General features: G+C 69.2%; 36 protein-coding genes. 34 read left to right on the top strand and 2 right to left on the bottom strand.

Annotated features, from left to right (window positions below; translation table 11 throughout):
* From ACP4J3_RS16865 to ACP4J3_RS16825, 9 genes are all read left to right on the top strand, one after another.
* Nucleotides 1–483 (top strand): hypothetical protein, encoded by a 483-nt coding sequence (locus tag ACP4J3_RS16865; protein ID WP_426535058.1) that lies wholly within the window; start codon nucleotides 1–3, stop codon nucleotides 481–483.
* Nucleotides 480–845: a DUF6907 domain-containing protein gene (locus ACP4J3_RS16860; RefSeq protein ID WP_426535056.1), complete on the top strand. Its 366-nt coding sequence runs from the start codon at nucleotides 480–482 to the stop codon at nucleotides 843–845. The genes ACP4J3_RS16865 and ACP4J3_RS16860 overlap by 4 nt, the downstream gene beginning before the upstream one ends.
* A complete protein-coding gene (locus ACP4J3_RS16855; protein ID WP_426535054.1) occupies nucleotides 842–1681 on the top strand; it encodes a helix-turn-helix domain-containing protein in 840 nt (279 codons plus the stop codon). Before ACP4J3_RS16860 ends, ACP4J3_RS16855 begins: the two co-directional genes overlap by 4 nt.
* Nucleotides 1678–1842 (top strand): hypothetical protein, encoded by a 165-nt coding sequence (locus ACP4J3_RS16850; RefSeq protein ID WP_426535052.1) that lies wholly within the window; start codon nucleotides 1678–1680, stop codon nucleotides 1840–1842. The genes ACP4J3_RS16855 and ACP4J3_RS16850 overlap by 4 nt, the downstream gene beginning before the upstream one ends.
* Entirely contained in the window at nucleotides 1839–2153 is a 315-nt protein-coding gene (locus tag ACP4J3_RS16845; protein ID WP_426535050.1) for a hypothetical protein, read from the top strand. Before ACP4J3_RS16850 ends, ACP4J3_RS16845 begins: the two co-directional genes overlap by 4 nt.
* Before the next feature lie 3 nt (nucleotides 2154–2156).
* Complete coding sequence (locus tag ACP4J3_RS16840) at nucleotides 2157–2318, top strand: DUF6257 family protein (RefSeq protein ID WP_426535048.1); 162 nt, start codon at nucleotides 2157–2159, stop codon at nucleotides 2316–2318.
* Nucleotides 2319–2405: 87 nt separating this feature from the next.
* On the top strand, nucleotides 2406–4478 hold the full coding sequence (locus ACP4J3_RS16835) for an ATP-binding protein (RefSeq protein ID WP_426535046.1): 2073 nt from the start codon (nucleotides 2406–2408) through the stop codon (nucleotides 4476–4478).
* Nucleotides 4479–4745: 267 nt separating this feature from the next.
* The gene (locus ACP4J3_RS16830) at nucleotides 4746–4910 is read left to right on the top strand and encodes a hypothetical protein (protein WP_426535044.1); all 165 of its coding nucleotides are present in this window, start codon (nucleotides 4746–4748) and stop codon (nucleotides 4908–4910) included.
* A 34-nt stretch (nucleotides 4911–4944) separates the two neighbouring features.
* Complete coding sequence (locus tag ACP4J3_RS16825) at nucleotides 4945–5145, top strand: hypothetical protein (RefSeq protein WP_426535042.1); 201 nt, start codon at nucleotides 4945–4947, stop codon at nucleotides 5143–5145.
* 124 nt (nucleotides 5146–5269) lie between these two features.
* On the opposite strand, the gene ACP4J3_RS16820 is transcribed toward ACP4J3_RS16825, so the two are convergent.
* Nucleotides 5270–5812, bottom strand: a complete 543-nt coding sequence (locus ACP4J3_RS16820; protein WP_426535040.1) for a PH domain-containing protein — start codon at nucleotides 5810–5812, stop codon at nucleotides 5270–5272.
* A 65-nt stretch (nucleotides 5813–5877) separates the two neighbouring features.
* Between ACP4J3_RS16820 and ACP4J3_RS16815 the strand changes: the two genes are divergently transcribed.
* The 25 genes from ACP4J3_RS16815 (at nucleotide 5878) to ACP4J3_RS16695 (ending at nucleotide 25022) form a co-directional block, all read left to right on the top strand.
* Nucleotides 5878–6171 (top strand): HNH endonuclease, encoded by a 294-nt coding sequence (locus tag ACP4J3_RS16815; RefSeq protein ID WP_426535038.1) that lies wholly within the window; start codon nucleotides 5878–5880, stop codon nucleotides 6169–6171.
* A gap of 10 nt (nucleotides 6172–6181) precedes the next feature.
* Nucleotides 6182–6766: a hypothetical protein gene (locus tag ACP4J3_RS16810; RefSeq protein WP_426535036.1), complete on the top strand. Its 585-nt coding sequence runs from the start codon at nucleotides 6182–6184 to the stop codon at nucleotides 6764–6766.
* 27 nt (nucleotides 6767–6793) lie between these two features.
* Nucleotides 6794–7123 (top strand): hypothetical protein, encoded by a 330-nt coding sequence (locus ACP4J3_RS16805; protein WP_426535034.1) that lies wholly within the window; start codon nucleotides 6794–6796, stop codon nucleotides 7121–7123.
* Nucleotides 7116–7409: a hypothetical protein gene (locus ACP4J3_RS16800; RefSeq protein WP_426535032.1), complete on the top strand. Its 294-nt coding sequence runs from the start codon at nucleotides 7116–7118 to the stop codon at nucleotides 7407–7409. The genes ACP4J3_RS16805 and ACP4J3_RS16800 overlap by 8 nt, the downstream gene beginning before the upstream one ends.
* 122 nt (nucleotides 7410–7531) lie before the next feature.
* Complete coding sequence (locus tag ACP4J3_RS16795) at nucleotides 7532–7807, top strand: hypothetical protein (RefSeq protein ID WP_426535030.1); 276 nt, start codon at nucleotides 7532–7534, stop codon at nucleotides 7805–7807.
* Nucleotides 7770–9332, top strand: a complete 1563-nt coding sequence (locus ACP4J3_RS16790; protein ID WP_426535028.1) for a terminase large subunit domain-containing protein — start codon at nucleotides 7770–7772, stop codon at nucleotides 9330–9332. The genes ACP4J3_RS16795 and ACP4J3_RS16790 overlap by 38 nt, the downstream gene beginning before the upstream one ends.
* A 13-nt stretch (nucleotides 9333–9345) precedes the next feature.
* The gene (locus ACP4J3_RS16785) at nucleotides 9346–9519 is read left to right on the top strand and encodes a hypothetical protein (protein WP_426535026.1); all 174 of its coding nucleotides are present in this window, start codon (nucleotides 9346–9348) and stop codon (nucleotides 9517–9519) included.
* Complete coding sequence (locus ACP4J3_RS16780; protein ID WP_426535024.1) at nucleotides 9516–10691, top strand: phage portal protein; 1176 nt, start codon at nucleotides 9516–9518, stop codon at nucleotides 10689–10691. The genes ACP4J3_RS16785 and ACP4J3_RS16780 overlap by 4 nt, the downstream gene beginning before the upstream one ends.
* Nucleotides 10688–11494 carry an HK97 family phage prohead protease gene (locus ACP4J3_RS16775; RefSeq protein WP_426535022.1) on the top strand — a complete coding sequence of 269 codons (807 nt, stop codon included), beginning with the start codon at nucleotides 10688–10690 and terminating at the stop codon, nucleotides 11492–11494. Before ACP4J3_RS16780 ends, ACP4J3_RS16775 begins: the two co-directional genes overlap by 4 nt.
* 135 nt (nucleotides 11495–11629) lie before the next feature.
* Nucleotides 11630–13051, top strand: a complete 1422-nt coding sequence (locus ACP4J3_RS16770; RefSeq protein ID WP_426535020.1) for a hypothetical protein — start codon at nucleotides 11630–11632, stop codon at nucleotides 13049–13051.
* A gap of 61 nt (nucleotides 13052–13112) precedes the next feature.
* Nucleotides 13113–13460: a hypothetical protein gene (locus tag ACP4J3_RS16765; RefSeq protein ID WP_426535018.1), complete on the top strand. Its 348-nt coding sequence runs from the start codon at nucleotides 13113–13115 to the stop codon at nucleotides 13458–13460.
* 8 nt (nucleotides 13461–13468) lie between these two features.
* On the top strand, nucleotides 13469–13855 hold the full coding sequence (locus tag ACP4J3_RS16760; protein WP_426535016.1) for a hypothetical protein: 387 nt from the start codon (nucleotides 13469–13471) through the stop codon (nucleotides 13853–13855).
* 15 nt (nucleotides 13856–13870) lie between these two features.
* A complete protein-coding gene (locus ACP4J3_RS16755; RefSeq protein WP_426535014.1) occupies nucleotides 13871–14170 on the top strand; it encodes a hypothetical protein in 300 nt (99 codons plus the stop codon).
* A 6-nt stretch (nucleotides 14171–14176) separates the two neighbouring features.
* Nucleotides 14177–14785: a phage head-tail connector protein gene (locus ACP4J3_RS16750; protein WP_426535012.1), complete on the top strand. Its 609-nt coding sequence runs from the start codon at nucleotides 14177–14179 to the stop codon at nucleotides 14783–14785.
* Nucleotides 14786–14795: 10 nt separating this feature from the next.
* On the top strand, nucleotides 14796–15245 hold the full coding sequence (locus tag ACP4J3_RS16745) for a hypothetical protein (RefSeq protein WP_426535010.1): 450 nt from the start codon (nucleotides 14796–14798) through the stop codon (nucleotides 15243–15245).
* Nucleotides 15245–15445: a hypothetical protein gene (locus ACP4J3_RS16740; RefSeq protein ID WP_426535008.1), complete on the top strand. Its 201-nt coding sequence runs from the start codon at nucleotides 15245–15247 to the stop codon at nucleotides 15443–15445. The genes ACP4J3_RS16745 and ACP4J3_RS16740 overlap by 1 nt, the downstream gene beginning before the upstream one ends.
* Complete coding sequence (locus ACP4J3_RS16735) at nucleotides 15438–16175, top strand: hypothetical protein (RefSeq protein WP_426535006.1); 738 nt, start codon at nucleotides 15438–15440, stop codon at nucleotides 16173–16175. Before ACP4J3_RS16740 ends, ACP4J3_RS16735 begins: the two co-directional genes overlap by 8 nt.
* A gap of 62 nt (nucleotides 16176–16237) precedes the next feature.
* Nucleotides 16238–16648, top strand: a complete 411-nt coding sequence (locus ACP4J3_RS16730) for a hypothetical protein (RefSeq protein WP_426535004.1) — start codon at nucleotides 16238–16240, stop codon at nucleotides 16646–16648.
* Between the two features lie 47 nt (nucleotides 16649–16695).
* Nucleotides 16696–17160: a hypothetical protein gene (locus ACP4J3_RS16725; protein WP_426535002.1), complete on the top strand. Its 465-nt coding sequence runs from the start codon at nucleotides 16696–16698 to the stop codon at nucleotides 17158–17160.
* A 12-nt stretch (nucleotides 17161–17172) separates the two neighbouring features.
* Nucleotides 17173–17583, top strand: coding sequence for a hypothetical protein (locus ACP4J3_RS16720; RefSeq protein WP_426535000.1), 411 nt, complete (start codon nucleotides 17173–17175; stop codon nucleotides 17581–17583).
* 178 nt (nucleotides 17584–17761) lie between these two features.
* A complete protein-coding gene (locus tag ACP4J3_RS16715; protein ID WP_426534998.1) occupies nucleotides 17762–19960 on the top strand; it encodes a phage tail tape measure protein in 2199 nt (732 codons plus the stop codon).
* A 1-nt stretch (nucleotide 19961) separates the two neighbouring features.
* Nucleotides 19962–23369 carry a hypothetical protein gene (locus ACP4J3_RS16710; RefSeq protein WP_426534996.1) on the top strand — a complete coding sequence of 1136 codons (3408 nt, stop codon included), beginning with the start codon at nucleotides 19962–19964 and terminating at the stop codon, nucleotides 23367–23369.
* Nucleotides 23370–23378: 9 nt separating this feature from the next.
* On the top strand, nucleotides 23379–23789 hold the full coding sequence (locus ACP4J3_RS16705; protein WP_426534994.1) for a hypothetical protein: 411 nt from the start codon (nucleotides 23379–23381) through the stop codon (nucleotides 23787–23789).
* Nucleotides 23790–23861: 72 nt separating this feature from the next.
* On the top strand, nucleotides 23862–24773 hold the full coding sequence (locus ACP4J3_RS16700; RefSeq protein WP_426534992.1) for an N-acetylmuramoyl-L-alanine amidase: 912 nt from the start codon (nucleotides 23862–23864) through the stop codon (nucleotides 24771–24773).
* 3 nt (nucleotides 24774–24776) lie between these two features.
* Nucleotides 24777–25022, top strand: coding sequence for a hypothetical protein (locus ACP4J3_RS16695; protein WP_426534990.1), 246 nt, complete (start codon nucleotides 24777–24779; stop codon nucleotides 25020–25022).
* 1036 nt (nucleotides 25023–26058) lie between these two features.
* On the opposite strand, the gene ACP4J3_RS16690 is transcribed toward ACP4J3_RS16695, so the two are convergent.
* Nucleotides 26059–26913 carry a helix-turn-helix domain-containing protein gene (locus tag ACP4J3_RS16690; protein ID WP_426534988.1) on the bottom strand — a complete coding sequence of 285 codons (855 nt, stop codon included), beginning with the start codon at nucleotides 26911–26913 and terminating at the stop codon, nucleotides 26059–26061.

The following is a 26913-nucleotide window of genomic DNA, read 5'->3' as shown; positions in this document are numbered from 1 at the left end:
ATGGCCGATCTTTCCATGCCCGCATGCACGGGCAACACCACCATCCCGGCTGCTGAGCCCAGCGACCTCGCTGTCGCCATCAGCGTCGCCCAACAGCTCATCGACAGCGACCAGGTCCTCTCCTTGCGGGAGCCCCTCCGCCTCCTGCTGCGCGCCCTCGACGCCGAGCCGACGAACACGCCGCCCAAGTCTGTCCCCGAGCCCGTCCGCGACCTGCTCACCGCGATCAGCGAGGTCCTCACCCTGCCCAACCCGGGCGGCGACCGCATGGACATGGTCCGCTACGAGTCCTGCGTCTCCGAGCGCATCCACCTCGTCCAGCTCGCCATCCGCGACACCATCGCGGGCAAGGCCAAGAACGGCCTGGAGTGGGAGGCCGCGTACCTGCGCCAGCAGATCGAGCGGCGCCCGCCCCGCTACCGCACCTCCGAGCAGGAGATCGCTGACCTTCGCCGGATCGCCAGCGGGGGTGAGGGCCAGTGAGCACCGAGCCCCGCACCGCGGTCGTGAACATCTTCGTTCACAAGCCCCTGGAGATCGACGAACCCGACTGGTGCACCGGCACCCACGACCCGCGCGCCCAGTACAAGGTCGACATCTCCCACGACGGGCCCGAACACGTCATCGCCCCCGGCGGGCAGGAGCTGTTCCGGGCGTTCCTGACGCAGGCCCCGTTCTCCAGCGTCGACCGTACGATCGGCCTGTACATCGAGCCCAGCATCGAGCCGCACACCTGCACCCCGGACGAGGTCGAGCAGCTCGCCGCCGACCTCGAAGCCGCCGCCGATCGCCTGCGCGAGCTCGGCCGCGAACTCGCTGCGGTCCTCGCCGGAGGTGGCCGGTGAACACCCGCCGTCTCCTCAACCGCTTGTTCCGCCGCACTCCACCCACGAGCCGCCGTCCGGCTGCCCCGCTGTGGGTGCGCGGCCTCACCGCCGGCGGGCGGCCCGTCGTCCTCGGCGTCGCCCTGCTCATGTGCGCCCCGGGCGAGTACCACCTTGCCCGCAACGCAGGCTGGCGCGACCCCTTCACCTACGGCATGCCGGTCGTCCTGTCCGCCTATGCGGGCATCGCCGCGGCCGTCGCCTCCACACGGCGTCCCGGCGACCGAGGCCGCTGGTCCGCCATCATCGGCGCCTGCCTCGCCCTCGGCCTCGCCATGGCCGCCCAGGTCGTCTCCCACCTCATCGACACCGGGCACGTCATCGCGAACCAGCCGTTCCTGATCGCAGTCACCTCGCTGGTACCCCCGGCCGTCGTCGGACACCTCCTGCACCTCGCGGCCACCCCGCCAGACACCCAGGACGCCGAGGACGCCCCCGCGTCCGTGACCGTCCCCAGCGTCCGGCCCGCCTCCGAAGTGGTGCCCGCCGGAACCCGGCTCCTGCCGATCGTCGCCCGCCCCGCGCCCACCGTGACCCTCGAACGCGAGGACACCCAGGACGCCGAACGGCCGCGCGAGTTGGAGCCCGGGACAGGCGAGGACACCGAGGAGGGGCCGCCGCCTGAGCCGCCCCTGATGACGTCCGCACAGGTCGCCGACCACTACGGCATCCAGCCGTCCACCGTCCGCAACTGGGTGGCCGCCGGACGCATCCCCGTCCACTCCAAGGACGCCTCGGGACGCAACCTGTTCCACCCGGACGAGCTGCCCAACTTCCACGTGGGGGTGCCGGTATGAAGGCACTCCTGTTCGGCGCCGTCCTCGGGATCCTGCTGCTCTGGCCGACCGCGCTGTCGCTCACCGCCGACCTGGCCAGACAGCCCACCGTCATCACCTTCGCCCTCGGCGTTCTGGCCCGCCCGGCCATCACCCGCCGCATCGGGAGGTGGACGGCATGAGCGACGCCCTCGACAAGGCCGAGGCCGCCGCCCGGGAGGCCGCAGTGGACACGGCGGCCGTGCAGATCGCGCTCGCCGCCGTCGAGCTGGCCAAGGCGGCACAGGCGCAGCCTGCCCCGCAGCCGCATCAGTGCGACCACCACAAGCAGCGCCGCGGCGTGGGCGAGTGGCTCGGCGTCGCCTGCGCCGTGTGCGTGGGCGGTGTCGGGATCGCGTTCGCATCGCTCGCGCTGGCCATCCTCGGCGGCGTCGCCGCGATCGTCGTCCTCGTCCTGCGCTCCATGTGGCGCGACTACCAGAACGGGAAGTGACCCATGGCCGACGACCTCAACTTCTCCGACTTCACGCCCGGCGAGAAGGTGCGCATCGCCGCCCTGACCGCCCGCATGACCACCCCGCGCGCCGACCTCGGCAAGCTCCGCCGCAAGGTCGAGCGCATCGAGCAGGACGCCCTCCGCCGCAAGAACGGCAAGTAGCAACGCCCCGGGGACGGGCGTCCACGGCCAGGCTTCGAGCCGTCCCCGGGCCCAACCGTTCCATTTGGAACAGTAGGAGCCCTCAGCATGACCGTCGCCCTGATCAAGACGCCAGAGGACGCACCCGAGCAGGCGGCGTCCGTCACCCGTCCCGAGCGCCGCCGCGCCCGCTACCGGCGCATCGCCAAGGCCGCGCTCGCCGACGAACGCGTCCGCACCACAGGACGCCTCGCCGTCCGCCACGCCTCCTACATCGCAGGCGGCACCAAAGTCATCGGACGCCGCGTCTGGGACAGCCGCAGCAGCTCCCGATACGAACGCATGATCCGCGCCGCCGAAGCCGCCGGACTCCTCGAAGAGGTCAAGGAATGGGAGGCCCGCGCGCAGTCGTACCGGGCCGCCCGGCACCGCCGCCGCCTCGACATGCTCCAACTGATGATCCAGGCCCCCAAGGCCATCGCCTTCGCCACCACAGGCGCCGCCGGCCTCCTCCTCATGGTCGGCATCCTGCTCGCCTGGGGAAGCGGCAACGTCCGCGACGTCCTCACCCCCATCGAGACCGTCATCGACCTGGTACAGATGCTCGCCTTCCTCGGCGGTGTCATCTGGGACCCGTTCCTGTTCGCCGCCCCCTGGATCGGCCTCGCCGCCATGTGGGCCGTCGGCCGCCACCAGCACACCGCACCCCAGTGGGCCCTACCCGCCAGCGCCCGCACCTACGGCGACGCCATCACCCCGCACATCGTGGTCGTCGCCTTCCGCGACCTGGGCATCTCACCCCTGCGCAAGGCCATCGAGAACATGGGCGACATCGGCGCCGCCATGCTCTCCCCCATCAAGATCGCAGGCTGCGGGGTCGAGGTCGACGTCACCCTGCCCTCCGGCGTGAGCACCGAGGAGATCCAGCAGCGCCGCCGCAAACTCGCCGAGAACCTCAACCGCCACGAACACGAGGTGTTCATCACCATCCCCCCGCAGCCGCGCACCGTGCGCCTGTGGATCGCCGACAGCGGCGCCCTCGACGAGCCCATCGGCCCCTCGCCACTGGAGACCGACCCCGACATCCGCGCCCACTACAAGGACGCCCGCGCCCCGTGGGGCGAGTCCCTGCGCGGCGACGCCGTCTCCCTCAGCGTCTACCAGCGCCACCTGCTCATCACCGGCCTGTCCAACCAGGGCAAGACCGCCTCGCTGCGCGCCATCGCCCTCTGGCTCGCCTTCGACAAGTCCGTCGAGTTCTGGATCGGCGACCTCAAGGGCGTAGGCGACTGGGGCATGTTCGAGGGCATCGCCCGCATCCTCATCCAGGGCCCCACCGACGAACACGCCTGCGCCGTCACCGAGATGGTCGAGGCCGGCGTCACCGAGATGGAACGCCGCCTCCAGGCCCCGCCCGGTACCGTCCACGACCCGCTCGTCATCATCGTCGACGAGGCCCAGGTCGCCTTCATGAACCCGCTCAAGAGCGACGACGGACGCCCCTACGGCGGCAAGAAAGCCACCAGCCGCTACTTCATGGCATGCCGCCGCATCCACAACCAGGGCCGCGCCGTCTCCGTCACCCTGTGGCAGGGCACGCAGGACCCCACCGACGAGAACCTTCCCAAGCTCGTCCGCGAGGGCGCCCACATCCGGGCCTCCCTTGTCGTCGGCACCGAATCGCAGGCAAAGATGGCGCTCGGCGACAAGGCCGTCAACGGCGGAGCCGCCCCTCACCTGCTGCGCCAGGGCCTCGACAAGGGCACCGTCGTCGTCGCCGGGGACGGCATCAAGGTCCCGGCCGGGGAGCCGTCCATCACCGTGCGCACGCACTTCATCGACACCGACCCGGCCAAGGAGATCGCCGACCGGGCCCGCGCACTCCGCGACGGCGTCGCCACCGTCCACCAACTGGAGATCGCACAGACCGTCGACCACCTGGCCGACCTCGACCGCGTCGTCGGCAGGACCGAGCAGCGGGTCAAGACCGTCGAGGTGATCCACCGGCTCAAGGAGCTCAACCACGCCGTCTACGAGCACTGGACCCCCCAGCGCCTGAAGGCGTTCCTGGCCGAGTACGACGAGGAACCGGGGACGTACAACGGCTACCCCGTGGTGCGCCGCGACAGCGTCGACAGGGCCCTCGGGAGGCGGGCCGAGGAACCGGTGGAGGCTCAGTGACCTTGCGGTGGGCAGTGACTTCCCACTGAACGGGTCACTAGATCATCCCACCAGTGTTGATCAGTAGAAACGGCGATCTAGTGACTCAGTGAGGCCGTTTGTGAGGGTCAGCTTGACCCCCGCAAACGGCCTCACCAACGACCACCACAAGGTCACTCACTGCGTGGCGGAACTACGGGGCCGATGTCAGACCCCCTCCGTACTCTTGAGTGGAAGCCGCGAGGGCGCGGCCGACAACTGAAAAACAACTGAAGATCGGATGTGGCCATGACTGAGCCCGTCGAGCAGAAGCGCACCATCGCCAAGGCAGGCAAGTGGGTCGCCCGCACAGTCCTCCGCGCCGCCGTAAAGCGCGCCGTGGAATACGTCACAAGCGGGCAGAACATGGACCTCGTTAAGGAGGTCCTGCGTGGGTTCGGCATCGACCTGTGAGCGGCACCGTCGTCGCCTGCGGCACGATGGGCCAGTGGAATCTCAGATGATCCGCCCCGGCCACCTCACCGCCCACCAGACCGCCCGCATGCTCGGCATCGGCCTCGACGGCGTCCGCAAGCTCGTCCAACGCGGCCAGCTCCAGCGGTCTGGAGGAAGCCCCCGACAGCCCTGGTACGCCGTCCGAGACGTCGCCGCCCTCGCCGCCCACCGCGCCGAGCGCAACGCCGCTTGACCGCAGGTCAGCGCCGTGTCACGATCCGGGTGTACAACTGTGCCCTCAACCGGCACCACAGACACACGACGAAGCCCCGGCCCGGTCCCCCCGGCTGGGGCTTCGTCGTGCAAGAGGTCGCCCTCTACAGGCTGTCGAGGATCTTCGTCCGGCGGTCCCGGTACTCCTCGTCCGTGATCGCGCCAGCCGCACGCAGCTGGTCCAGCGTCTGCAGCCGCGATGCAACGTCCTGAGCCGCCGGCGCCGCCTGGGCTGCTGGAGCCGGGGCGGCAGGCGCACCACCAACGACGATCTTCTGACGCAGCAGATCCGCCAAGGTCTTCCCCTGGTCCTTCGGCACCTGCTTGATCTCGGCCTTGTTGCCCGACGCGAACACCGTGAGCGTCCCCATCAGCATGCCGCCAGACCACTGCACCGAGCTGATCCGGTTGTACGGGAAGTCCTCGACCTTCTGGGACATCACCCCGTGGAAGTAGAACACCAGCCGCTGGTTCGTCATCGCCAGTAGGCCGTTGCCCTTGCCGTACACGCCAGTGGCGAGCATCTCGACCGTCTCGCCCTCCCACAGCACCTCGGGCAGCTTCTGGATCTCGCGCTTCGCCCCGAACGAACTGGACAGCTTCTCTGCTGCAGTGTCGATGTCCGGCCGCACGTTGAACGCCACCATGGCGGTCCCCCCATCTCGATGGTGCTCGGATCGTACCGAGCACGATGAGGCTGGAGGAGGTGAATGTGGCCACCGACCGGGGCGAACTCACCAGCTACGAGTACCGGCAGCTACGCGCCCGCATCCTCGCCGCATCCGACGTGTGCATCGTCTGCGGCCACGGCGCATCCGACGCCACCGACCACGTCATCCCCGTCAGCAAGGGCGGCGCACGCCTCGACCCCGACAACCTCGCACCCATCCACGGCGTCAAGGGCTGCCCCACCTGCCTCCGCAGGTGCAACTCGGAGAAGGGCGACCGGCCGCTGTCCGACGTGGTGCAGCTGGTGACGAGCGTCGACTGGTTCGCCGGACCGTAGAGAGGACGCCATGCACGAACCGCTCACCGTTGCGTTCGAGATCCGCCGCCCTTGGCCCAAGCCGGACAAGTGGAAGACCGAGCATTCTGCCCGGACCAAGTCCCGCTGGCAGTTCAACGGTGCCTTCTGGGTGGTCGCAGGACGCGGCCTCTACTGGCCCTGCCTGATCACCGTCTGGCACCGCGACCCATCCGGCTACGACGACACCACTTGCCGTGGCATGCGGTGGCAGTGGCACGTCCACCACTGGAAGATCCAGGTCGCCCCGCTCCAACATCTGCGCCGACGACTCCTCACCCGCTGCACCTGGTGCGGAGGGCACTCACGTAAGGGCGACGCAGTCAACATCTCCCATCAGTGGGACGGCCCACGCGGGCGATGGTGGCAGGGCGAGAAGGGGCTGTTCCATCGCGACTGCTCGTTGATCAAGACTGCGCACACCACCTGCGTGTGCGAACTGCCAGTGTTGGACCACGACAGCTACGGGACGTGCGCCCGCTGCACGCGGCACCGATCCTTCGGCCAGAGCGCGGAGTGGCTCACCCGGGCACGCGAGTTGACCGCTATTCCGCAGGGCGAGCGAGCCACGAAGTAGCCAGCCCCGGACCGTAGAGAGGAAGCCATGACCCAGCAGGAAGCAGAGAGCCCACATGCCGCCTGGCTGCCCGAAGCGCACCGCACCGCGCAGACCAGCGCCATGGTGTGGGCACAGCGCGCTGATGAGGCATACGAGCTGGCGCAGCGCTACGAGGACCGCGCACAGTCCTGGACTCCGAACGCTGCTCACGCCGAGGTGATCGCCAGCGAGCGTGCTACATCCCGTGAGCACGCCACCCGCTACGCCGACGCACGGCAGTTGGCCGAGATGTGGGCGCGGGTCGCGGCCGTCCTGGTGCCCGCGCCCGAACCGCTGGAGCTGATCACCGCCGAGGTGGCGACGACCGATGACTGAGCAGCAGGGGAACGAGGACGTCGCGACCCCCTACGGCCCGCGCGAGGCCGTGGCCGACTGGCTGCGAGCCAACGCCGTCGACCCGAACGACGTGCCGATCAACGGGCCGATCACCATCGAACGTGACCCGCTGGAGGGGCGGAGCATCCGCTACGCGTCCATGGTGCGCAGCGACGACGGAGACATCCTGCGCGACCCGCGAGTCGACGGGCCGAAGACCGAAGAGCGCACGGCACCGCTGAAGGTCGAGCCGCCCACAAACGTGCAGGTCATGGACTGGAAGTGAGCTGATCGGCTCGGGATCTCGGGGGATTTTTTAGAAATCGGACATATCGCAACCCCGCGCCCAGCTTTTATTTTTCTCCCCCCGGGCCGATGACAGCCGGATGATCATGGAAGGGGGGCGACATGGGCCCCGTCGAGGACGCCGTGCGCAGCGACATCGAGCAGCTCGGCGACCTGGTCGGAGTCGAGCCGTCTCTGTCCGAGCTGGCGTACACGCTGGCCGGCCGGATCGACGCTGCGGCGACTGCCCAGTGCGAGACGTGCGGAGAGCCGGTGAGCCAGGAGGACCGGCTGCTTCCCCAGTTGATCCGCGAGCTCCGACAGACGCTCGCCCAGCTGTTGGAGGGGCGGGCCGCTGACGATGACGACGACCTCGGAGACCTGGGCTCCCCCGAGTAGCTTCGCCGAGGATCTCTACGAGCGGTACGGGCTCACGTGCCCGCCGCGCTGGGGGACGCCGCGCCACCCTGACCGGCCGTCGCTCGGGCCGAAGCTGTGGAAGGTCATGGCCAAGCTCGGCGCCCCGCCGATGCCCTGGCAGAAGTACGTGTCCGACGTCGCCCTGGAGATCGACCCGGACACTGGTCTGTTCGTCCACCGTGAGGTCGGCACCAGCGTCTCCCGGCAGCAGGGCAAGACCGAACTGTGTCTCGGCGCGCAGGTGCACCGTGCACTGGCGTGGCCGCGGCAGAACATCGTATACGCGGCGCAGACCCGAGGTATGGCGCGGCAGCGCTGGGAAGACGAGTTCTGGGAGAAGATCGTCGCCTCCGCGATGGCGCGACTGGCCCGCATCCGGAAGTCGAACGGCAACGAGGCGATCCTGTGGGGGCGCACCCGCTCGCGCATGGGCATCACCGCGAACACGGAGAAGGCCGGCCACGGTCCGCCGCTCGACCTCGGGTTCATCGACGAGGCGTTCGCGCACGAAGACGACCGGCTGGAGCAGGCGTTCAGCCCGGCCATGACGACGCGGCCCATGGCTCAGTTGTGGTGGGCGTCGGCCGGCGGCACGACCAAGTCGGCGTGGCTGAACAAGAAGCGAGACCGCGGACGCGCGCTGATCGAGGCACTGTTCGCCGCGCTCGCCGAGGACCCTGCGGCGCCCCGGCCGCGCGTGGCGTACTTCGAGTGGTTCGCCCCCGAGGACATGGACCGCTCCGACCCGGCGACCTGGCGGGCGACGCTGCCCGCGCTGGGGCACACGGTGACCGAGGCCATCATTCAGGCCGAGCTGGAGAAGATGGACCCGGCGGAGTTCGACCGGGCGTACCTGAACCGGACGCGGAAGCCGACCCCGCCGAGCGACCCGAACGTGCCGAAGGCGGTGTGGGCCGGGCTGGTCGACAAGGCCAGCAAGCCCGTGGCGTCGAGCGTCGCCCTGGCGCTTGATGTGTCGCAGGACCGGAAGCGGGCGGCGATCGCCGCGGCGTCGCTGCGCGAGGACGGCAAGGTGCACCTGGAGGTCGTGGCGCACCGTCCCGGTACCGACTGGGTGGTTCCCGCCATGGCAAGGCTGCACGGACTGTGGAAGCCCGTAGCCGTGGCGGTTGCGTCCGCGGGTGCCCCGGCCGGATCGCTGATCGACGACCTGATCGCGGCGGGCATCGATGTGCCCAAGGACAAGGAGCACCCCGAGCGCGGCGACCTGGCCGTTATGCGGTCCGGGGACATCACCGAGGCGTGCGGCCAGATGGCCGATGCCATGAACCAAGGCACCGTGCAGCACCTGGACCAGGGCCCACTGACGGGCGCCGTGAACGGGGCGCGCACGCGCCGCAACGGTGACGCGTGGACGCTGGACCGCACGTCGTCGCTGGTGGACATCTCCCCGCTGTGTGCGGCGACGTTCGCACGGTGGGCGCTGCTCATCCGCGGTCCCCACGTCCTCGAGGACTACGACCCACTTGACTCGATCTACTGAAGGAGGGGGCGTAGTGCGCGAGCGGATGACGACCGCGCTCGACACCGTCGGCCTGCTGCTCGTCGCGGCCGGTGCGGGCGCCGGGGCGCACCGGTGGCTGGGGTGGGCGTCGCTCGCCGTAAGCGGCGTGGTGATCCTCGCCGGTTCCCTGCTGGCCGCGGGCGGCGGGAAGGGCGGCAAGACGTGAGCCTGTTCCGACGCCGTGACTATCCGGGTCAGACTGCCGACCAGTTGATCCCGCCGCGCCCGCAGCAGCCCGCAGGGTCCGCCGTGGTCACGAATGAGACAGCGCTGCGGCACAGCGCGGTGTGGGCGTGCCTGAGACTGCGCGCCAACCTCATCTCGACGATGCCGGTGGACGTGTACCGGAAGGTCGGAGGGATCCAGGTCGAGGTGCCCAAGCCGCCTGTCCTGGTCACTCCCGGGGGCGGTGAGGTGGAGATGCCGGAGTGGATGTACTCCAGCCAGTTCGACCTCGACCGGGCGGGCAACGCGGTGGGTCTGATCACCGCCCGCGACGGGCTCGGCCTCCCCGCTCGCATCGAGCTGCAGCCAACCAGCGAAGTCACTGTGCGGATGCGCAAGGGCAAGCTGACCTACAAGATCGCGGGCACCGTGTACGAGCCGCACGAGGTGTGGCACGAGAAGCAGTACACCGTGTCCGGTCTGCACGTCGGGCTGTCGCCGGTGGCGTATGCGGCGTGGTCGATCGGCGAGTACCTGTCGATCCAGCAGTTCGCCTTGGACTGGTTCTCCAACGGGGCTGTGCCGTCGGCGCACTTGAAGAACACGGCGAAGACGATCACTCCGGACAAGGCCGACGAGGCGAAGCAGCGCTTCAAAGCAGCGGTCGCGAACCGGGATCTGTTCGTCACCGGCCTGGACTGGGACTACAACATGATCCAGGCCGAGCAGGCGGGCGCCGACTGGATCGCAGCGAAGAACTTCGGGATTGGCGACATCGCCCGATTCTTCGACTGCCCGTCCGACCTCATCGACGCCGCCGTGTCGGGCAGCTCGATCACCTACGCCAACATGACGCAGCGCAACCTGCAGTTCCTGGTCATGAGCCTTGGGCCGGCCGTGAAGCGGCGGGAGGACGCGCTGAGCCGCCTCACCTCCAGGCCCAGGTTCGTGAAGCTGAACACCGACGCCCTGCTGCGGATGGACCCGCACACCCGCGCCCAGGTCATCAAGACGCGCATCGACTCGCGCACCCTCGCACCGTCGGAGGCACGGGCCCTCGACGACCTGCCGCCGTTCACCGACGCCCAGCTCGCCGAGTTCGACCGGCTGTTCGGCAAGGGCGCCCAGGCCCAGCCCACGACCGCGACCCCGCAAGGAGGGGCTCCCTCATGACCGACATCGCGACCCTGCGGCAGCAGGCTGCCCAGGCCCGCGCCGGCGCCGCTGGCTCCACACCGATGGCTGTCCCCCGCGACCGGCCCGAGTCACCGGAAATCCGGTTCACGTCGCAGCTGCGTGCGAAGAAGGTCACGCGCGACGACGGCATGGACTGGTACGAAGTCGAGGGCTACGCGTCGGCGTTCGAGGCCGGCTACGAGATGTGGGACATGTTCGGGCCCTACACGGAGATCGTCTCCAAGGGTGCGGCGGACAAGACACTCGGCGCTGACCCCGAGGTGGTGTTCCGCTTCAACCACGCGGGCACGCCGATGGCCAGCACCAGGAACGACCGGCTGAAGCTGTGGGCCGACGACCACGGCCTCGGCCAACGTGCGTGGCTGAACCCGAAGCGGTCGGACGTGCAGCTGCTCGTCCAGGCCATCGAGGACGAGGACGTCAGGGAACAGAGCTTCATGTTCCGCATCACCTCGGGCCAGTGGTCCCCGGACTACACCGAGTACCGCATCCAGGAGTTCGACCTGGAGCGCGGCGACGTCGGTCCCGTCACCTACGGCGCCAACCCGCACACCTCCATCGCCGCCCGCTCTGGCGAGTTCCTCGACCTCATCCCCAACCTTCCAGCGCTGGTGGCCCGTGAGGCCTACTCCCGGCTCGCCCAGCGCTCCGACCTGACCACCGCCCCGGTGCCCGCGCCGCAGACGCCGGCGCCAGCACGCGCGGCGGCCCCCGCCGCCAAGGGGCGGTCCATCTCCATGCTCCGCACTCAGCTGCTCGTCGAGGCCGACGAGGACTGAGCACACCAGACACAGCCCGCTCTCCGGCAGACGCCCGGAGGCAGGCCCTGTGCCGCCCGGCAGATGACCCGGGTGGGCCGTGGCCCCGCTGTTGCTGCACCCACCTCGATCCATCTGTACGGAGGGAACACACTCATGCCCGGAACCATCGACGACCTGATCGCATCGATCGAGGTCGAGCTCGAGGCCGCACACAAGCGGCAGAAGAAGTGCGGCGCCGAAATCCAGCTCATCCTGGACAAGGCCCAGCAGGACGGCCGCTCGAACCTGAGCGCCGAGGAAGACCAGCGGGTGGCCGAGCTGTTCGCCACGCGCGACCAGGCCAAGAACGACATCACCGGCATCGAGAACAAGCTGGCGAACGCCAACAAGATCAAGGCCGAGGAGATGGAGCGGGAGGCGAAGCAGAAGGAGTCCCGGGCGACCGAGACCCGCAAGCCCGCCTACGACAAGGTCGCCCGCGTCGGGCAGGAGGAGCGCACCTACCGCAAGGACACCGACCGGCACGGCAAGCAGTTCCTGATGGACGTCTCCCGGCAGTTCCTGTTCCAGGACGTCGAGGCCTCCGCGCGACTGGCCCGGCACATGGCCGAGGAGCGTGTCGAGCGGGCCGAGTACATGCAGCGCGCGGTCGGTACGGGCGCGTTCGCGGGCCTGACGGTGCCGCAATACCTGACCGACATGTACGCCCCGGCCACCGCGGCCCTGAGGCCGTTCGCGGACGTCTGCAACCGGCACCCGCTGCCGGAGTCGGGTATGTCGGTGGAGATCTCCCGGATCACCACCTCGTCGAGTGCGGACATCCAGGCATCGCAGAACACCCCGGTGGCCGAGCAGAACATGGACGACACGCTGCTGACGGTGCCGGTGCAGACTGCGGCGGGCCAGCAGACGGTGTCCCGCCAGGCGATCGACCGGGGCAGCGGCATCGAGGACGTCACGATGCAGGACCTGTTCAACCGGGTCGCGACCCGGATCGACAACACGCTGATCAACCAGGCCACCACCGGCCTGACCAACGTGGCGCAGGCCACCACCTACACCGACGCCTCCCCGTCCGGCGCGGAGCTGTACCCGAAGATCCTCGGGGCGGCGGCCGGGGTGGAGGCGAACCTGCTGGCGATGGGCCGGCCGACGCACGCGGTGATGCACTCGCGGCGCTGGTACTGGCTGTCCAGCCAGATGTCCTCTACCTGGCCGATGATCAACTGGACGGGCCAGCCGGTACAGGCGGCCGGCACCGCGGACTCCTCCAGCATGTACGCCTCGGGCCCGCGCGGTGTGCTGCCCTGCGGCCTGGAGGTCATCGTCGACAACAACATCGCCACGAACCTGGGTGCGGGCACCGATGAGGACGAGCTGTACGTCGTTCCCGCGAGCGAGTGCCATCTGTGGGAGGACGACAACGCGCCGCTGTTCATCCGTGCCGAGCAGCCGCACGCGGCCAGCCTCGGTGTGCTGCTGGTGGCGTACTCGTACTTCGCCTACACCTTCGGTCGCTACACCAACGGCACGCAGAAGGTCTCCGGCACCGGCCTGGTCCAGCCGACGTTCTGACCCAGCCGCGCGCAGCCCCGGGCAATGCTCCGGGGCTGCGCGTCCGAACCAGGAGATCACTGTGAACCTGAAGCCTGTCCTCGGCGGCACCGCGCTGCCCTCCGTCGCGAGAGGTGGCGGCACCTTCACCAGCGGGCCGGCAGCGGCCGCAGGGGTGGCGTCCGAGGTGCTGATGGCGGTGCACTGCACGGCCATCTCCGGGACCACCCCGACGCTGGATGCGTCGTTGGAGCAGTCCGACGACGGCGAGTCCTGGTCGGCGGTGGCCGCGAGCGCCATCACCCAGTTGACCGCCGCGGGCGCCCGGACGGTGGCGGCCGCCGTCACCGCGAACTATGTCCGCGTCACATCGACAGTCGGTGGGACGTCGCCGAGCGCGACGTACTCCGTCGGCCTGTGGATCCGGTGAGGTGAGTCATGCCCACGATCCAGGCGCTGGGCGGCGACCGGCTGCCCAACCTCGCCGCGCTGTCGGACGCGCAGGCCGGCAACGGGGCCTCCACGAACATCGTCGACCGGGGCGCGGCCACCGAACGTCCGGCGCTGCTGACCATCACCACCACGGTCGGCGCCACCCCCACCTGTACCTATGCGATCGAGGGCTCGGCCGACGGCGTCGCCTGGTTCCCCGTCGCGTATGCCGAGACGGCCAGCCCGGACATCCCGACCGTGGCCACCTTCGACATCACCACGGCCGGGACCACCCACAAGATCGTGCGTGCGAATGAGCCGTGGCGGTACCTGCGGCTGACCTATTCGGCCAACACCAACGTCACCAACACCGCCGACATCTGGATCTTCTGAGAAGGGATCACATCGATGGCACCCGACGACCACATGATTGCCGCACTGAAGCGGGAGCGCGCCGGCTACGTGGCGCGCGGCGACAAGGACCGGGTCGCCCAGGTCGACGAGCAGCTGCGCATCCACGGCCACACCGAGGGCGAAGCCGCCGAGGGCACCGAGCCCAAGGGCCGCACCGCTGCGCCGCAGCAGACGGCGGACGCTGACCCGGGCCCCGGCACCGGCACCGGCACCGGAGACGGAACGGCGAAGCAGACCACCCCGGCGAAGAAGACGGCCGCGAAGAAGACCGCGACCACGCCCCCGGCTGAGTGATGTTCGGTGGCCAACGAGTACGCCGATCTGCCCACGCTGAAGGAACAGCTCGGCATCGAGGCAGACGACACCAGCCGCGACACGCTGCTGAACAAGGCGCTGGCGTCCGCCTCCCGAAGTATCGACAAGACCACCGGCCGCCGGTTCTGGCTCGACCCCGCGCCCGTAGCCCGCACCTACAACCCACGCGGCCGAGTGGTGTGCGACGACGACGGCGAAACGCTGCTCGTCGACGACATCGGCAGCACCGCCGGGCTCGTCGTCGAGACCGGGCCGGCCGCGGGTCCGTGGACGGCCGTCACCGGCTACGAGACGACACCGGACAACGCCATCGCCGACGGCCGCGCCATCACCGGGCTGCTGCGCCCGAACAGCACCTGGGCATGGCAGCGCGGCGCCACCACACGCGTGCGGGTGACTGCCCAGTTCGGCTGGCCCGCGGTCCCGGACGACATCGCCGAGGCCGCGCTGATCCAGGCCTCGCGCCTGTACAAGCGCAAGGACTCCCCTGAGGGCATCATCGGCAGCGCGGAGTGGGGCGTGCGGAACCTGTCCCGCCGGGACCCGGACGTGTGGAACCTGATCGAGCCATTCATCCTGCCGGGCTTCGGATAGGGGGCTCGCTGTGCAGATCTCTCCGATTCGCGATGCCATCGCGGACGCGGCCCGCACGGTCGTCCTGCCTGCCGGCATCGGCAAGCTGACATGCACCGGGTACGTACCTGACTCTGTGGTTGCCCCGTGTTTCTTCGTCGGCGAGGTCGACGTCAGCTACGACCGGGCCATGGGCCGCGGCATGGACGAGCTGATGTTCACCTGCCGCGTGCTGGCCGGCCGCGCCGACGACCGGTCCTCTCAGCGCATCCTCGACGCGATGCTGTCCGGTGCGGGCACGGCATCTCTGAAGCAGGCCATCGAGGCGGCCCGCGGCGCCCCGGGCGAGATGGCCCTGGGCGGCCTGGCCGATGACCTGCGCATCGAACGCGTGCAGGGCTACCGCTGGTACGAGCACCAGGGATCCAGCTTCGTCGGCGCCGAGCTCGCCATCAAGGTCATCGGAAGTGGGAGCACCTGATGAGACTGCGCATCCTGCAACGGGCCCCCGAAGGCGCCCTCCTGTGCGGGCAGCCGTGGCCTGCCGAGGGCGAAGAGATCGACCTGCCGACGGCGCAGGCCGCTCATCTGGTTGCCTCCGGCGTCGCCCAGGAAGTCGTCGACGAGCCACCCAGGCGTGGCCGCAAGACCCGGCAGCCGAGGGGAGGCGACGATGGCTAAGACCGTCCTGACCAACGTGCGCTGCTTCGCCGTCGGAGTCGACCTCACCGGCAACAGCAACAAGATCGAGCTGTCCTCCGAGGCCGATGCCAAGGACACCACCAACTACGGCTCGGAAGGCTGGAAGGAGGTCGTGGGCGGACTCGCGTCCGCAGAGATCTCCGGCGAAGGGCAGTGGGAGGCCGGCGACCCGTCGAAGGTCGACGACGCGTCCTGGTCCCAGCTCGGCGGCGTGGGCCCGTGGTCGGTCAGCGCCAACAACAGTGCCGTAGTTGGTGGTCTGGCGTACTTCACCCGAGCCCTGCGCGCCGACTACAAGCTGTTCGCCGAGGTCGGCGAGGTCGCCCCATGGACCAGCATGGCCAAGAGCAGCTGGCCGCTGGTGCGCGGGCAGTTCGCCCACCCGCCCGGCACCGCGCGCACCGCCTCCGGCACCGGCACGGCGCTCGAGGTCGGCGCCGTCGCCGCGGACAAGCGGCTGTACGCGGCGCTGCATGTGCTGTCGGTGTCCGGCACCACCCCGTCCCTCACCGCGCGTGTGGAGTCCAGCGTGGACGACACGTTCGCCAGCCCAACGACCCGGCTCACGTTCGCGGCCGCCACCGCCGTCGGCGGCGAGGCCCTGCGCACGGACGGCACCCCCATCACCGACACCTGGTGGCGCATCGCCTGGACGATCTCCGGCACGACGCCGTCGTTCATGTTCGCCGCCTCGCTCGGCATCCAGTAGCGCTCGCTCATCACCGGCCCGCCCGCGGGCTCTTCGTCATGCCCTGAAAGGGGGGCCTCGTCATGCCCAAGATGGTTCTGCTCGCCGAGTACCTGAGCATCAACGCCAACGTCCTGAACGAGTACACCAAGAAGGCGGAGCTCGCTATCGAGGTGGAGGCCAAGGACGTCACCAACTACGCCAGCATGGGCTGGAAGGAAGTGACCGGTGGCCTGAAGTCCGGTGAGCTCGGGTGCGAGTTTCTCCAGGATTTCGCCGCCACGGAACTCGACTCGATCATGTGGCCGCTGCTGGGTACGGTCGTGCCGTTCGAGGTGCGCGCCGACCAGGCTGCGGTCGGCGCGTCCAACCCGTCGTACAGCGGGAGCATCCTCATCAAGGGGTGGAACCCGATCACCGGGTCGGTCGGTGACGAGGCCACCGTGTCCCTGACGTTCCCCACCTCGGGGGCGGTTGCGCGGGCGACGGCCTGATGGCCGGCGGACCGCCGTTCTCCCTCGGCGTGGAGACGCACACGGGCATGGCCGCCCTGGTACGCGCCATCCGCGCCGAGGAGGACGGCAAGCAGCTGCGCAAGGATCTCGCGAAGAACATGCGCGAGGCTCTCAAACCGGCGGCTGCCGAGGCGAAGAGCAGCATCATGGCGATGCCGTCGTTGGGGATCATGCCGACCGCGCCCGCGCTGCGCACGGCCATCGCCAGGAAGATCCGGCCCGAGGTGAAGCTGGGCGGCCGCTGGTCTGGCGCCCGCGTGAAGGCGTTCAAGACGAAGAACGTGCGCGGCTTCCCCAACGCCCCCAAGCGCACGAACCGGGCGGGCGGCTGGCGGCACCCCGTATTCGGCAACCGCGAGAACTGGGTCACCCAGCAAGGAAAGATCGACTGGTTCGACGACTCCTTCAAGGGCCGCGAGGGCCTCTACAAGCAGGCCGTTGAACAGGCCATGGAAGACATGGCCCGGCGCATCGCCGACCGGGCCCGATAAGGGGGGACACCCGTGTACCTGGTCTACAAGCCCGGGGGCAGTGAAGAGCCGAAGCGGTGGAAGTACAACCCGCGCAAGCTCATGTCCGCCGAGCGGGAAAAGCTCGAGCGGCTCACCGACCGCAACTACAGCGAGTTCACCAAGGACGTCGTGGCGGGCAACAGCCTGTGCCGCCGCGCCCTGCTGTTCGTCTACCTCAAGCGGGATCACCCCACGACGCGCTTCGAGGATGTCGACTTCGCCTGGGACGAGCTGACCCTGGAGTACTCCAAGGGCGAGCTGGTGGAGATCCGCGCGCAGGTCGCCGAGACCGTCACCGGGGAGAAAGCCGCGACCGTGCTCGCCAAGCTGGACGAGCAGATCGCCGAAGCCTACGAGGACCCGGACGACGAGGGAAAAGCGAAGCTGCCCGTCGCCGACTGAAGCGCCTGGGCGACGCCGCCCACCTCGTGGGCATCCGGCCCTGGGAGTGGGACCTGATGACCGTCGAGCAGGAGGACCGGATCCTCGCGTGGCTCGACGCCTACGAGGAAGCCCAGACCAAGGCCGCAGAGAAGTTGAAGGCGGGGCGCTGAACAGCCCCTGAGTGAAGGGGCTGTTCATGAGCGACACGTCGCTGGTCTTCAACCTGGTCGCCCGGGACAACACCGAGGCCGGCCTGTCCAGCGCGCAGGAGCGGTTCGACACCGCGGCGGCCGGCATCGGCGCCGGTGTGGCGGCCGCACTCGGCGTGGGCGTCGCCGCCAACTTGGACATGGAGGCCGCGAACTCCAAGCTCGCCGCACAGCTCGGGGTTGGGCCGGCCGAGGCGGCCGAGCTGTCGAAGGTGTCCGCCGAGGTCTACACGAACGCGTGGGGCGACTCGGTGCAGACCGTCAACGAGGCGATCCGCGGCGTCTACAACAACATCGGCGACGTCAGCCAGGCTGAGGGCGGCCTGGAGGGCGTCACCACCAAGGCCCTCGCGTTGGCCGAGACGTTCGACCAGGAGGTCGGACCGACCACCGCCGCCGTGGGTCAGCTGATCCGTACCGGCCTTGCAGACGACGCCACCGAGGCGTTCGACATCCTGACCGCCGGATTCCAGTCCGCGGCGAACAAGAGCGACGACTTCCTCGACACGATCAACGAGTACTCCACTCAGTTCCGGCGCATCGGCCTCGACGGGCAGACCGCCACCGCCCTGCTCGCCCAAGGCCTTGAGGCGGGCGCCCGTGACGCCGACCAGATCGCTGACGCCATCGGCCAATTCGGCGAGCTCACCCTGTCCAACAGCACCACCGTCCAGGACGCCTTCAAGTCCATCGGACTGGACGCCGACACGATGGCCGCGAAGATCGGCCAGGGCGGCAAATCCGGGCAGGAAGCACTCCAGATGACCCTGGACGCCCTGCGCGGAACGAAGGACGAGACGGTCAAGCTCAATGCGGCCACCGCCCTGTTCGGCGATCCGGGCACCGTCATGGGCGACGCGCTGTTCGCCCTCGACCCGGCGGGCGCCGCGGCCGCCACCGGCATCGACAAGGCTGCGGGATCCACGGATGAACTCGTGAAGACAGTGGGCGACAACCCGGCGGCGGCACTGGAATCCTTCAAGCGGGACGCAGTGCAGAAGCTGGCCGAGGTCTCCGGCACGTTCATCCAGTTCGCCACCGACAACCAGGCGGTGTTCGAACCACTCGCCTATGTACTGTCGGGCCTCGCCGTCACCGTGCTGATCGTCAAGGGCGCAATGATGGCCTACACGGCCATCGCCTCCATCGTCGCGGGCGCCAACGCGATCATCTCCGCGTCCGCGTGGGGCGTGATCGGCAACTGGCTGCGCATGATGGGCATCGGTCTGATGGCCTACCTGCGTATCGCCGCTGGCGCCATGGCGTCCGCGCTGACGACGGCGGCCGCATGGACCGGCTCAGCGCTGGTCAGCATCGGCACGTGGATCGCCGCAGTCGTGCGCGCGGCGATCGTGTCCAGTGCCCAGTTCCTGCTCATGGCCGGCCGCGCCGTCGTATGGGCGGCGACCATGGCCGCCCAGTGGTTCATCGCCATGGGCCCGATCGGCTGGGTGATCGGCATCATCGTCGGACTGGTCGCGCTGATCATCGCGAACTGGGACACCGTCACGGAGTGGACCGGCATCGCCTGGGACTGGGTGGGGCAGAAGATCCAGTCGGTTGTCGGGTGGATCCTGGAAGCGGTCGGTTGGCTGTCAGACATCCCTGGACGGGTCGGCCGCTGGTTCGGCGATATGAAGGACCGTGCCGTCCGCAAGGCCCTGGATCTGGCGACGTGGATGGGCGGCCTGCCCGGGCGCCTCGTCGGCGCGCTCAGCGGCCAGATGTGGCGCTTGTACAACGTGGGCGTCGACTTCGTCGTGGGCATCTGGGACGGCATCTCTTCGGCCGGTGGCTGGCTGTGGGACAGGGTGTCCGGCTTCGCGAAGGACTTCGTCGTCGACCCGATCAAGGGCTTCCTGAACATTGGATCTCCGTCGAAGACGGCCGCGGACGAGATCGGCCAGTGGATCCCGGCCGGTATCGCCATGGGCGCGGAGGACAACGCCTCCGTCCTCGACAAGGCCATGCGCGGCCTGATCAACCCGGCCGCCTACCAGCCAACCGGCCCCATCAGCACGGGCCTGAGCCACGCCACCGGCGCGGCCGCCACTCTCGGCGCGGCGCGTGGCCAACAGCCCGTGGTGCTCCAGATCAACGGGAGCGACCGAGGGTTCCGGGAGTGGTTCCAAGGGATGGTCCGCACGCAAGCGGGCGGCGACGTGATCAAGTTCGCGGAGGGGTGACATGCCGAACCTTCCCCCGCCGGTGTGGGGCGAGCTGTTCTACAGCGGCGCCTGGAACGACGTCACGGACGACGTCCGGGTCGCCACGTCGCCCGTGACCATCACCCGGGGCCTGTCGTCGGAGTCGGCGTTCGCGGCGGAGCCAACGACGTGCGCCTGCGACCTCGACAGCCGCGACGACCGGTACGCGCCGCGCAACCCGACCTCGCCTCTGTACGGGCTGATCGGCCGCAACACGCCGTTCCGGGCGGGCTACAACGTGGGCTCGCCGTGGGCACACGTGCCAGGAACCGCAGGCAGCAAACTGACTACCCCGGACAGTGCTGCTCTGGCGGTCGGCGACCTGGACCTGCGGATCGAGGCCGCCTTGGAGGACTGGACCGCCCAGTCAGAGCTGGGTGCCCGGTACCAGATCAGCGGGGACAACCGGAGCTGGGCGCTGCTCGTGGCGGGCACGGGGCAGCTTCAGTTCCTGTGGTCGCCGGACGGGACTCTGGCCAGCCGGATAGCCGAGTTCTCCACCGTCAGCCTGAAGGCGTACAACGGCCAGCGTCTGGCCCTGCGCGTCACTCTCGACGTGGACAACGGGGCCGGCGGGTACGAGCTGCGCTTCTATACCGGGCGGACCGTGGACGAAGAGGAGTGGCACCTGCTCGGCGACCCGATCGTCGGCGGGGCGACGACCGCGGTGTTCGACGGGAACGCAGGTATCGAGCTGGGGGACATCGCGAACCTTACGGACAACGTCATGAACGGGAAGCTCTATGCCTTCAAGCTGCTCAACGGCATCGCCGGGACCACGGTCGTGGCCATGGCGGTGGCCGCGGGAACGGTCGGGGGCACGTCGTTTGCGGGCAGCACCGGCGAGACGTGGACTGTGGAGGGCGACGCCGCGCTCACGAACAAGCACGTCCGTATGTCCGGTGAGGTGCCCGCTTGGCCGCCGACCCGGGACATCTCGCTGAAGGACAACTACGTCAGCATCAACCCGTCCGGGGTGACGCGGCGCATGGACGCAGGCAACAAGCCCGTCGACTCCGCGCTGCTCAGGTTCATCCGGGCCAACAGCCCGATCGAGTGCTGGCCGCTCACCGACGGCATCGAGGCCACCGGCGGCGCCTCCCTGGTCGGCGGCCGGGATATGACCCACTACCTCACGCTCGGCACCGAGAGCCCGGTCTGGCAGGGCGGCAAGCTCCAGGACTGGATCGAGAACGTCATCACGTTCAAGGCGGAGACGGCCGGGCAGATCGCCGGGGGCGTGCCCAACAGCGCCTCGGCGGCGGCCGCGTGGTCGGTCGACTTCTTCGTCGGCGGAGGCGGGGACGGCACGGCCGCAACGGTGGAGATCAACGACCGGGGCGCGGGCACCGACGCTGACAACCGCTACCAGATGTCTCTCTCCCTCGACGCCGTCGACAACGACATCACCATCTTCCGCAGCGCCTACGGGGAGACGTCGTCGTCGGGTGTCCTGCTCACCAGCATCACCAACGTGGGCATCTACGACGGTCGCGCCCACCACATCCGGGTCAGCATCGACCCGCTCGCCACGACCACCGACTGGGCGGTCTACGTCGACGGCGTGCAGCGGGCCAGCGGCAACCTGTCCGGGATCGTGTTCAAGGCCGTCCGCGACATCCGCTTCAACTGGTCGCTGGTGTCCGGCGGCGGCATCGGCACCGCCGACCAGCAGCTCGGCTATGTCACCTACTGGGACGGCGCCGGGCCCTCGGCCGGGGACATGTACGACGCGTTCACGGGCTTCCAGGGCGAGCGGTCTGGGGACCGCATCGTGCGCCTGGCGACCGAGGCCGGGTACACGGCGACGGTCGCCGGGGAGACGGTGTTCCAGCGGCGTATGGGCGTGCAGGGGTCGAAGAAGCTGCTGGGGCTGATGAACGAGGCCGCGCGCACGGACTTCGGCTACCTCCTCGATGCGAGGGACCGGGCCGAGGTCATCCACCGAGGGCAGTCCACGCTGTGGAACCAGCCCCCGGCGCTGACGCTGGACTTCTCCGCCGGGCTGATCTCGCCGCCGTTCAAGCCGGTCGACGACGACAAGCTCACCGAGAACGACATCTCGGTGCAGCGCGAGTTCGGCTCCGTGCCCGCCCGCGAGGTGCTGGAAGAGGGCGCGCTGTCCGTCCAGGCCCCCGAGCAGGGCGGGGTGGGCCGCTACGACAAGGCGTACACCTACAGCGTCGAGACCGACAGCCAGGCCCGCCAGGTCGCCGGGATGCGGCTGCACCTGGGCACCTACGCCGGGGTGCGTTACACCCGGCTCACGCTGAACCTGGCCAACGAGCGCGTGTTCGCGCTCATCGACGACATCCTCCGTATCGACGTCGGCGACAAGATCCGGCTGACGGACCTGCCCGCCGACCACGGCCCGGACGATGTCGACGTCCTGGTCGCCGGATACACCGAGGAAGCCGGGCCCGACGCGTGGCTGATCACCTTCAACTGCGTGCCCGGCCAGCCGTGGACGGCCGGCGTCGTTGGCTCCACGGTGTACGGGCGGGCGGACACGGCCGGCTGTGATCTCGCCGAGGCCCTCGGTTCCTCCGAGACCGACGTGGACGTGTTCACCACCGCCGTCGCGCGGTGGATCGACTCGCCCACCTACAGCTCGGAGTTCCCGTTCGATGTCCGCACCGGAGGTGAGGTGATGCGGGTGACCGCCTGCACCAGCTCCGTGTCGGACGCGTTCGGACGGTCCGTCTCGGACTCGTGGGGCACCGCTGACGTGGGCGGCACCTGGACCACCACGGGCGGCTCGAGCACCGACTACGACGTCAACGGCAGCGCCGGCACGCACACCATGACGTCGACCAACGCCTCCCGCTACTGCGTGCTGCCGTCCCTGTCGGCGGACGTGGACGTGATGGTGTCTGCGGCGACGTCGGTCCTGGCGACCGGAGGCCCGCACTATGTGGGCCCGGTGGCCCGCTGGCTGGACTTCAGCAACAGCTACTATGCGCGGCTGGCGTTCGACACCGACCAGACGCTCACGCTGGTCCTGCAGAAGCGGGTGGGCGGCTCACAGTCGGATCTGACGTCGGTGACCGTGCCGGGCACGCACGCCGCGGATACGTTCTTCAGCATCCGTCTTCAGGTGATCGGCTCCACGCTGCGCGCCAAGGCGTGGCCGGTGTCCGAGCCGGAGCCGGTGGCGTGGCAGACGTCGACCACCGACACAGATCTGACGGCCGCCGGGTCGGTCGGGGTGCGCTCGATCCTGTCGTCGGCGAACACGAACGCGCTGCCGGTGACGATGTCCTACGACAACTTCGCCCTGCTCAACCCGCAGCGCTTCACCGTGACCCGCTCGGTGAACGGCGTCAGCAAGACCCATTCCAGCGGTCAGGCGATCAGCCTGGCCCATCCCGTCTACGTGGCGATGTAGGAGGCGACTGTGACACTGTGGCTCTCCGGCATGATCATGACTGCCGATCGGCTCAACGACTACTCCCTCGACGCGGAGACGACGTCCGGTCTGGTGCCCGCCACGGACTTCACGGTGAACAACTTCTGGGCCAACCGCCGGGCCGGGACGGTGGAGCTGAACATCTACCTCCAGTACACCGGAGCAGGCATCAGCATCATCTCCGGCGGCAACATCGGCGACACCCAGTGCTGCACCGTCCCCGCAGGATGGCGCCCGAACTCGGCATCCACCATCAACGGGCACTGGGACGACGGCACCGCCTCGGGCGGATTCGTGATCGGCACGGACGGCATCTGCACCCTGCGCACGTCGAACGGATCGGCCATCGCCACCGGCCGCAACCTGCGCCTGCACATCGTCTTCAACCAGGAGCCCTGACCAGGGCCTCACCCGCACACCCCGCAAGCCCCGCGCCGATGGCCGGGGCCTTCGTCATGTCTGGAGGTACCCATGGCCACCGCACCGAGCGCATCCACGTTCGCCGCGCTGCTGCGCGCCGAAGGCCTCGCTGTCGTCGAGGTCGGCGACTGGGAGTCCCACAACCGCAACCACAAGGGCCCCTGGGGCCCAGTGCACGGCGTGATGATCCACCACACCGTCACCAAGGGCACCGACGCCTCGGTGAGGATCTGCCGCGACGGCTACTCCGGGCTTCCCGGCCCGCTGTGCCACGGCGTCATCGACAAACAGGGCGTCGTCCATCTCGTCGGCTACGGCCGCGCCAACCACGCCGGCCTCGGCGACGACGACGTCCTGCGCGCGGTCATCGCCGAACGGGCGCTCCCCGCAGACAACGAGGCGACGACGGACGGCAACCGCCACCTCTACGGCTTCGAGTGCATCAACCTCGGCGACGGCAAAGACCCATGGCCCGAAGCCCAACTGCTCGCGATCGAGCGAGTGTCAGCGGCGATCTGCCGCCACCACGGCTGGACGGAACGATCCGTCATCGGCCACCTGGAGTGGCAGCCGGGGAAGGTCGACCCGCGCGGCTTCACGATGGACAGCATGCGGAGCCGGATCGGCAAGCGCCTCGGCTCGAAGAATCCGGCCGCACCGCTGCCGACACCGAAGCGGCCGGTCGTCGACCTGTCCCGGCTGCGCGGCGCGGCCCGCCAGGACCCGCCCAAGCGTGGCACGCCCGTCTCATACAGCGGGGTGCGGACGGTGGAGGCCGCGCTCGTCGACGAGGGCCTCCTCTCCAAGCGGTACGACGACGGCCACTTCGGCTCGGCCACGGTGTCCGCCTACGCGGCGTGGCAGCGGCGTCTCGGCTACCGCGGGCGGGACGCGGACGGCATCCCCGGCAAGACGTCGCTGACCAAGCTCGGCAAGCGGCACGGCTTCGACGTGAAGGACTGACCCATGAGCAGCAGACAGCAGGCCGCGTGGTCCGTGGTCGCCATCTTCGGCATCTCGGTGGCGGGGTTCGTGGCGCTGGCGATCGCGGGCGAAGCGACGGTGGAGTACGTCGCTCTGGTGGGCCCGATCCTGGCGGCGGGATACGTCGCGCCGAAGCTGGGGCAGATCGAGCACAACACGAACGGGGCGCTCAAACAGCGGATCAAGGACGCTGTCGCCGAGGCCCTCGCCGAACGCGACACCCGCTGAACCACGACAAGCACAAGTCACCCCCTGCACGAGCCCGCGTACGGGCTCGTGCAGGGGGCTTCCTGCGTGCTCGGGCTCCCCGGCGTGAAAGTCATCCAGTCGGCCCTACCGGCCGGCTCTCTCTCGTGATTGACTCAGATTGCGTAGAACGCCGCTGGTTGTGGGCCGGGCCTGCGCCTCCGTTCAGGAGTTCGCATGACGACCGCCCAGATCATCGCTCTCTACTGCGCTGACGCCGAGTTGGCCGCCGCCACCCTCTACTTGCTTGCGGCGATCCTCGCTTTCCGAGGGCGCTGACCGCTGCCCCCTGTGCAGCCCGCCATGGGTTGTGCAGGGGGCGCTTCGTCGTGTCCGGGGGCGACGTAGCCACTCCCAGTGGGTCACCCGCATGGCCGTCACAACGCGTCGTTGCGACCTGCGCCGTGCTCGAATGAGGGGTGTCCTCCATGCCCAGCCGGAGGGAGTCGGCAATGCACGAAATGTGGTGCGGCCCAGATGCCTCAGGGACACCCGTATGGCATGTCCTGGCCGCTGACAAGAGCAGCACGCTGTGCGGGGTGGAGAAGCGGGAAAAGCCCCGTCCGCGGAACCCGACGGACGCGCACTGTCATCCCTGCATGAGAACGCTCCAGGACGTCGTGGCATCCCCCTGAACAACGCGCCCCCTGCACGGTTCCCCACGGCCGTGCAGGGGGCGACTCGTCATGCCCACAGGTCAGCGGCACTGCTCGTATCCGGCGGCCACATCAATGGGGATACAGGGACGACCCGACCCGGCTAGAGCTGATCAGACCCCAAGCAGGCAGGAAAGCCAGCGACATGACAGCCGCTGTGCGACCACGAAACTTCAGCCTCATCTCCATTGCGACCACCCGACCCTTCTTCAGGCGCTTCGTCAGGTTGCACAAGGCACTGACGGACATGGAAGACAGTGCGCAGAGCGCAACGACACTCAGCAGGATCAAGACTGGGCCATCCCTGTACGTTCGTGTGCCGCAAGTATGGCAAGGCATGCGGTGTCCATACTGCAATTTGCTCAATGCAGCGCCTCGATGGCCTTCAGGATCAGGGCACGCGCCTCCGCCCCGTACACGGCCAGTTCCGCGAGCCGCGCGAACGCCCGCAGGTAGATATCCAACTCGCCCGGGGCGGTGACGGTCACCTTTGCGGCAAGCAGCTCCACGTGGATCCGTGCATCGTCGAAGACCGTGAACTGCTCAAGCGGCCACATGACGCCCTCCCGGGCGGCCGCGGCCGGGATGATGCCCAGCGACATGGACGGCAGGGTCATCGCGGCGAGCAGGTTGCCGAGTTGGCTGGCCATCACTTCCTGGTCGCCGATTCGGTGGTTGAGGACGTCCTCTTCGATGAGCGTGGCGAAGCGGTGGTCGCCTTCGTGGATGACCCGGGCACGGCGCATACGGACCGCGACCGCCTCGCTCACGTCGTCCGGGGTACCGCGGAAGCCCGCGATCGTGCCCATGAGTGCGGTCGCGTAGCCGGGCGTCTGGAGGTAGCCGGGCATGACGTGAGAGGCGTACACGCGGAACAGGCGCGTGCGCTCGTACAGCTTGGCGGACGTCTCCGCGAGCTGCTTCATGCCCGTGCGTTGCAGGCGCTTCCATTGGAGGTACATGGCGTCGGCCTGCCGATTGGCAGCGATGAGGTCGGCCGCCTGGTCCGCGGCGCCGCAGGCCGTGCACCAAGCGCGGATGTCCGCGTCCGATGGGGCAGTGACGGCGTTCTCGATTCTGGAGGACTTGGCCACGGACCAGTCGCACAGCCCAGCCAGTTGCTTGCCCGTGATGCCCGCGTCCAGGCGCAGCTCTCGCAGGCGGCCTGCGAGAGCTGCGCGCGCTTCCTGCACGCTGGACGTGGGGAACGTGGACAT

It is taken from the genome of Streptomyces sp. UG1 (assembly GCF_049974585.1).
GTDB lineage: Bacteria > Actinomycetota > Actinomycetes > Streptomycetales > Streptomycetaceae > Streptomyces.
Note: the sequence above shows the minus strand (reverse complement) of the source record. Positions and strands in the feature narration are given on the sequence as shown.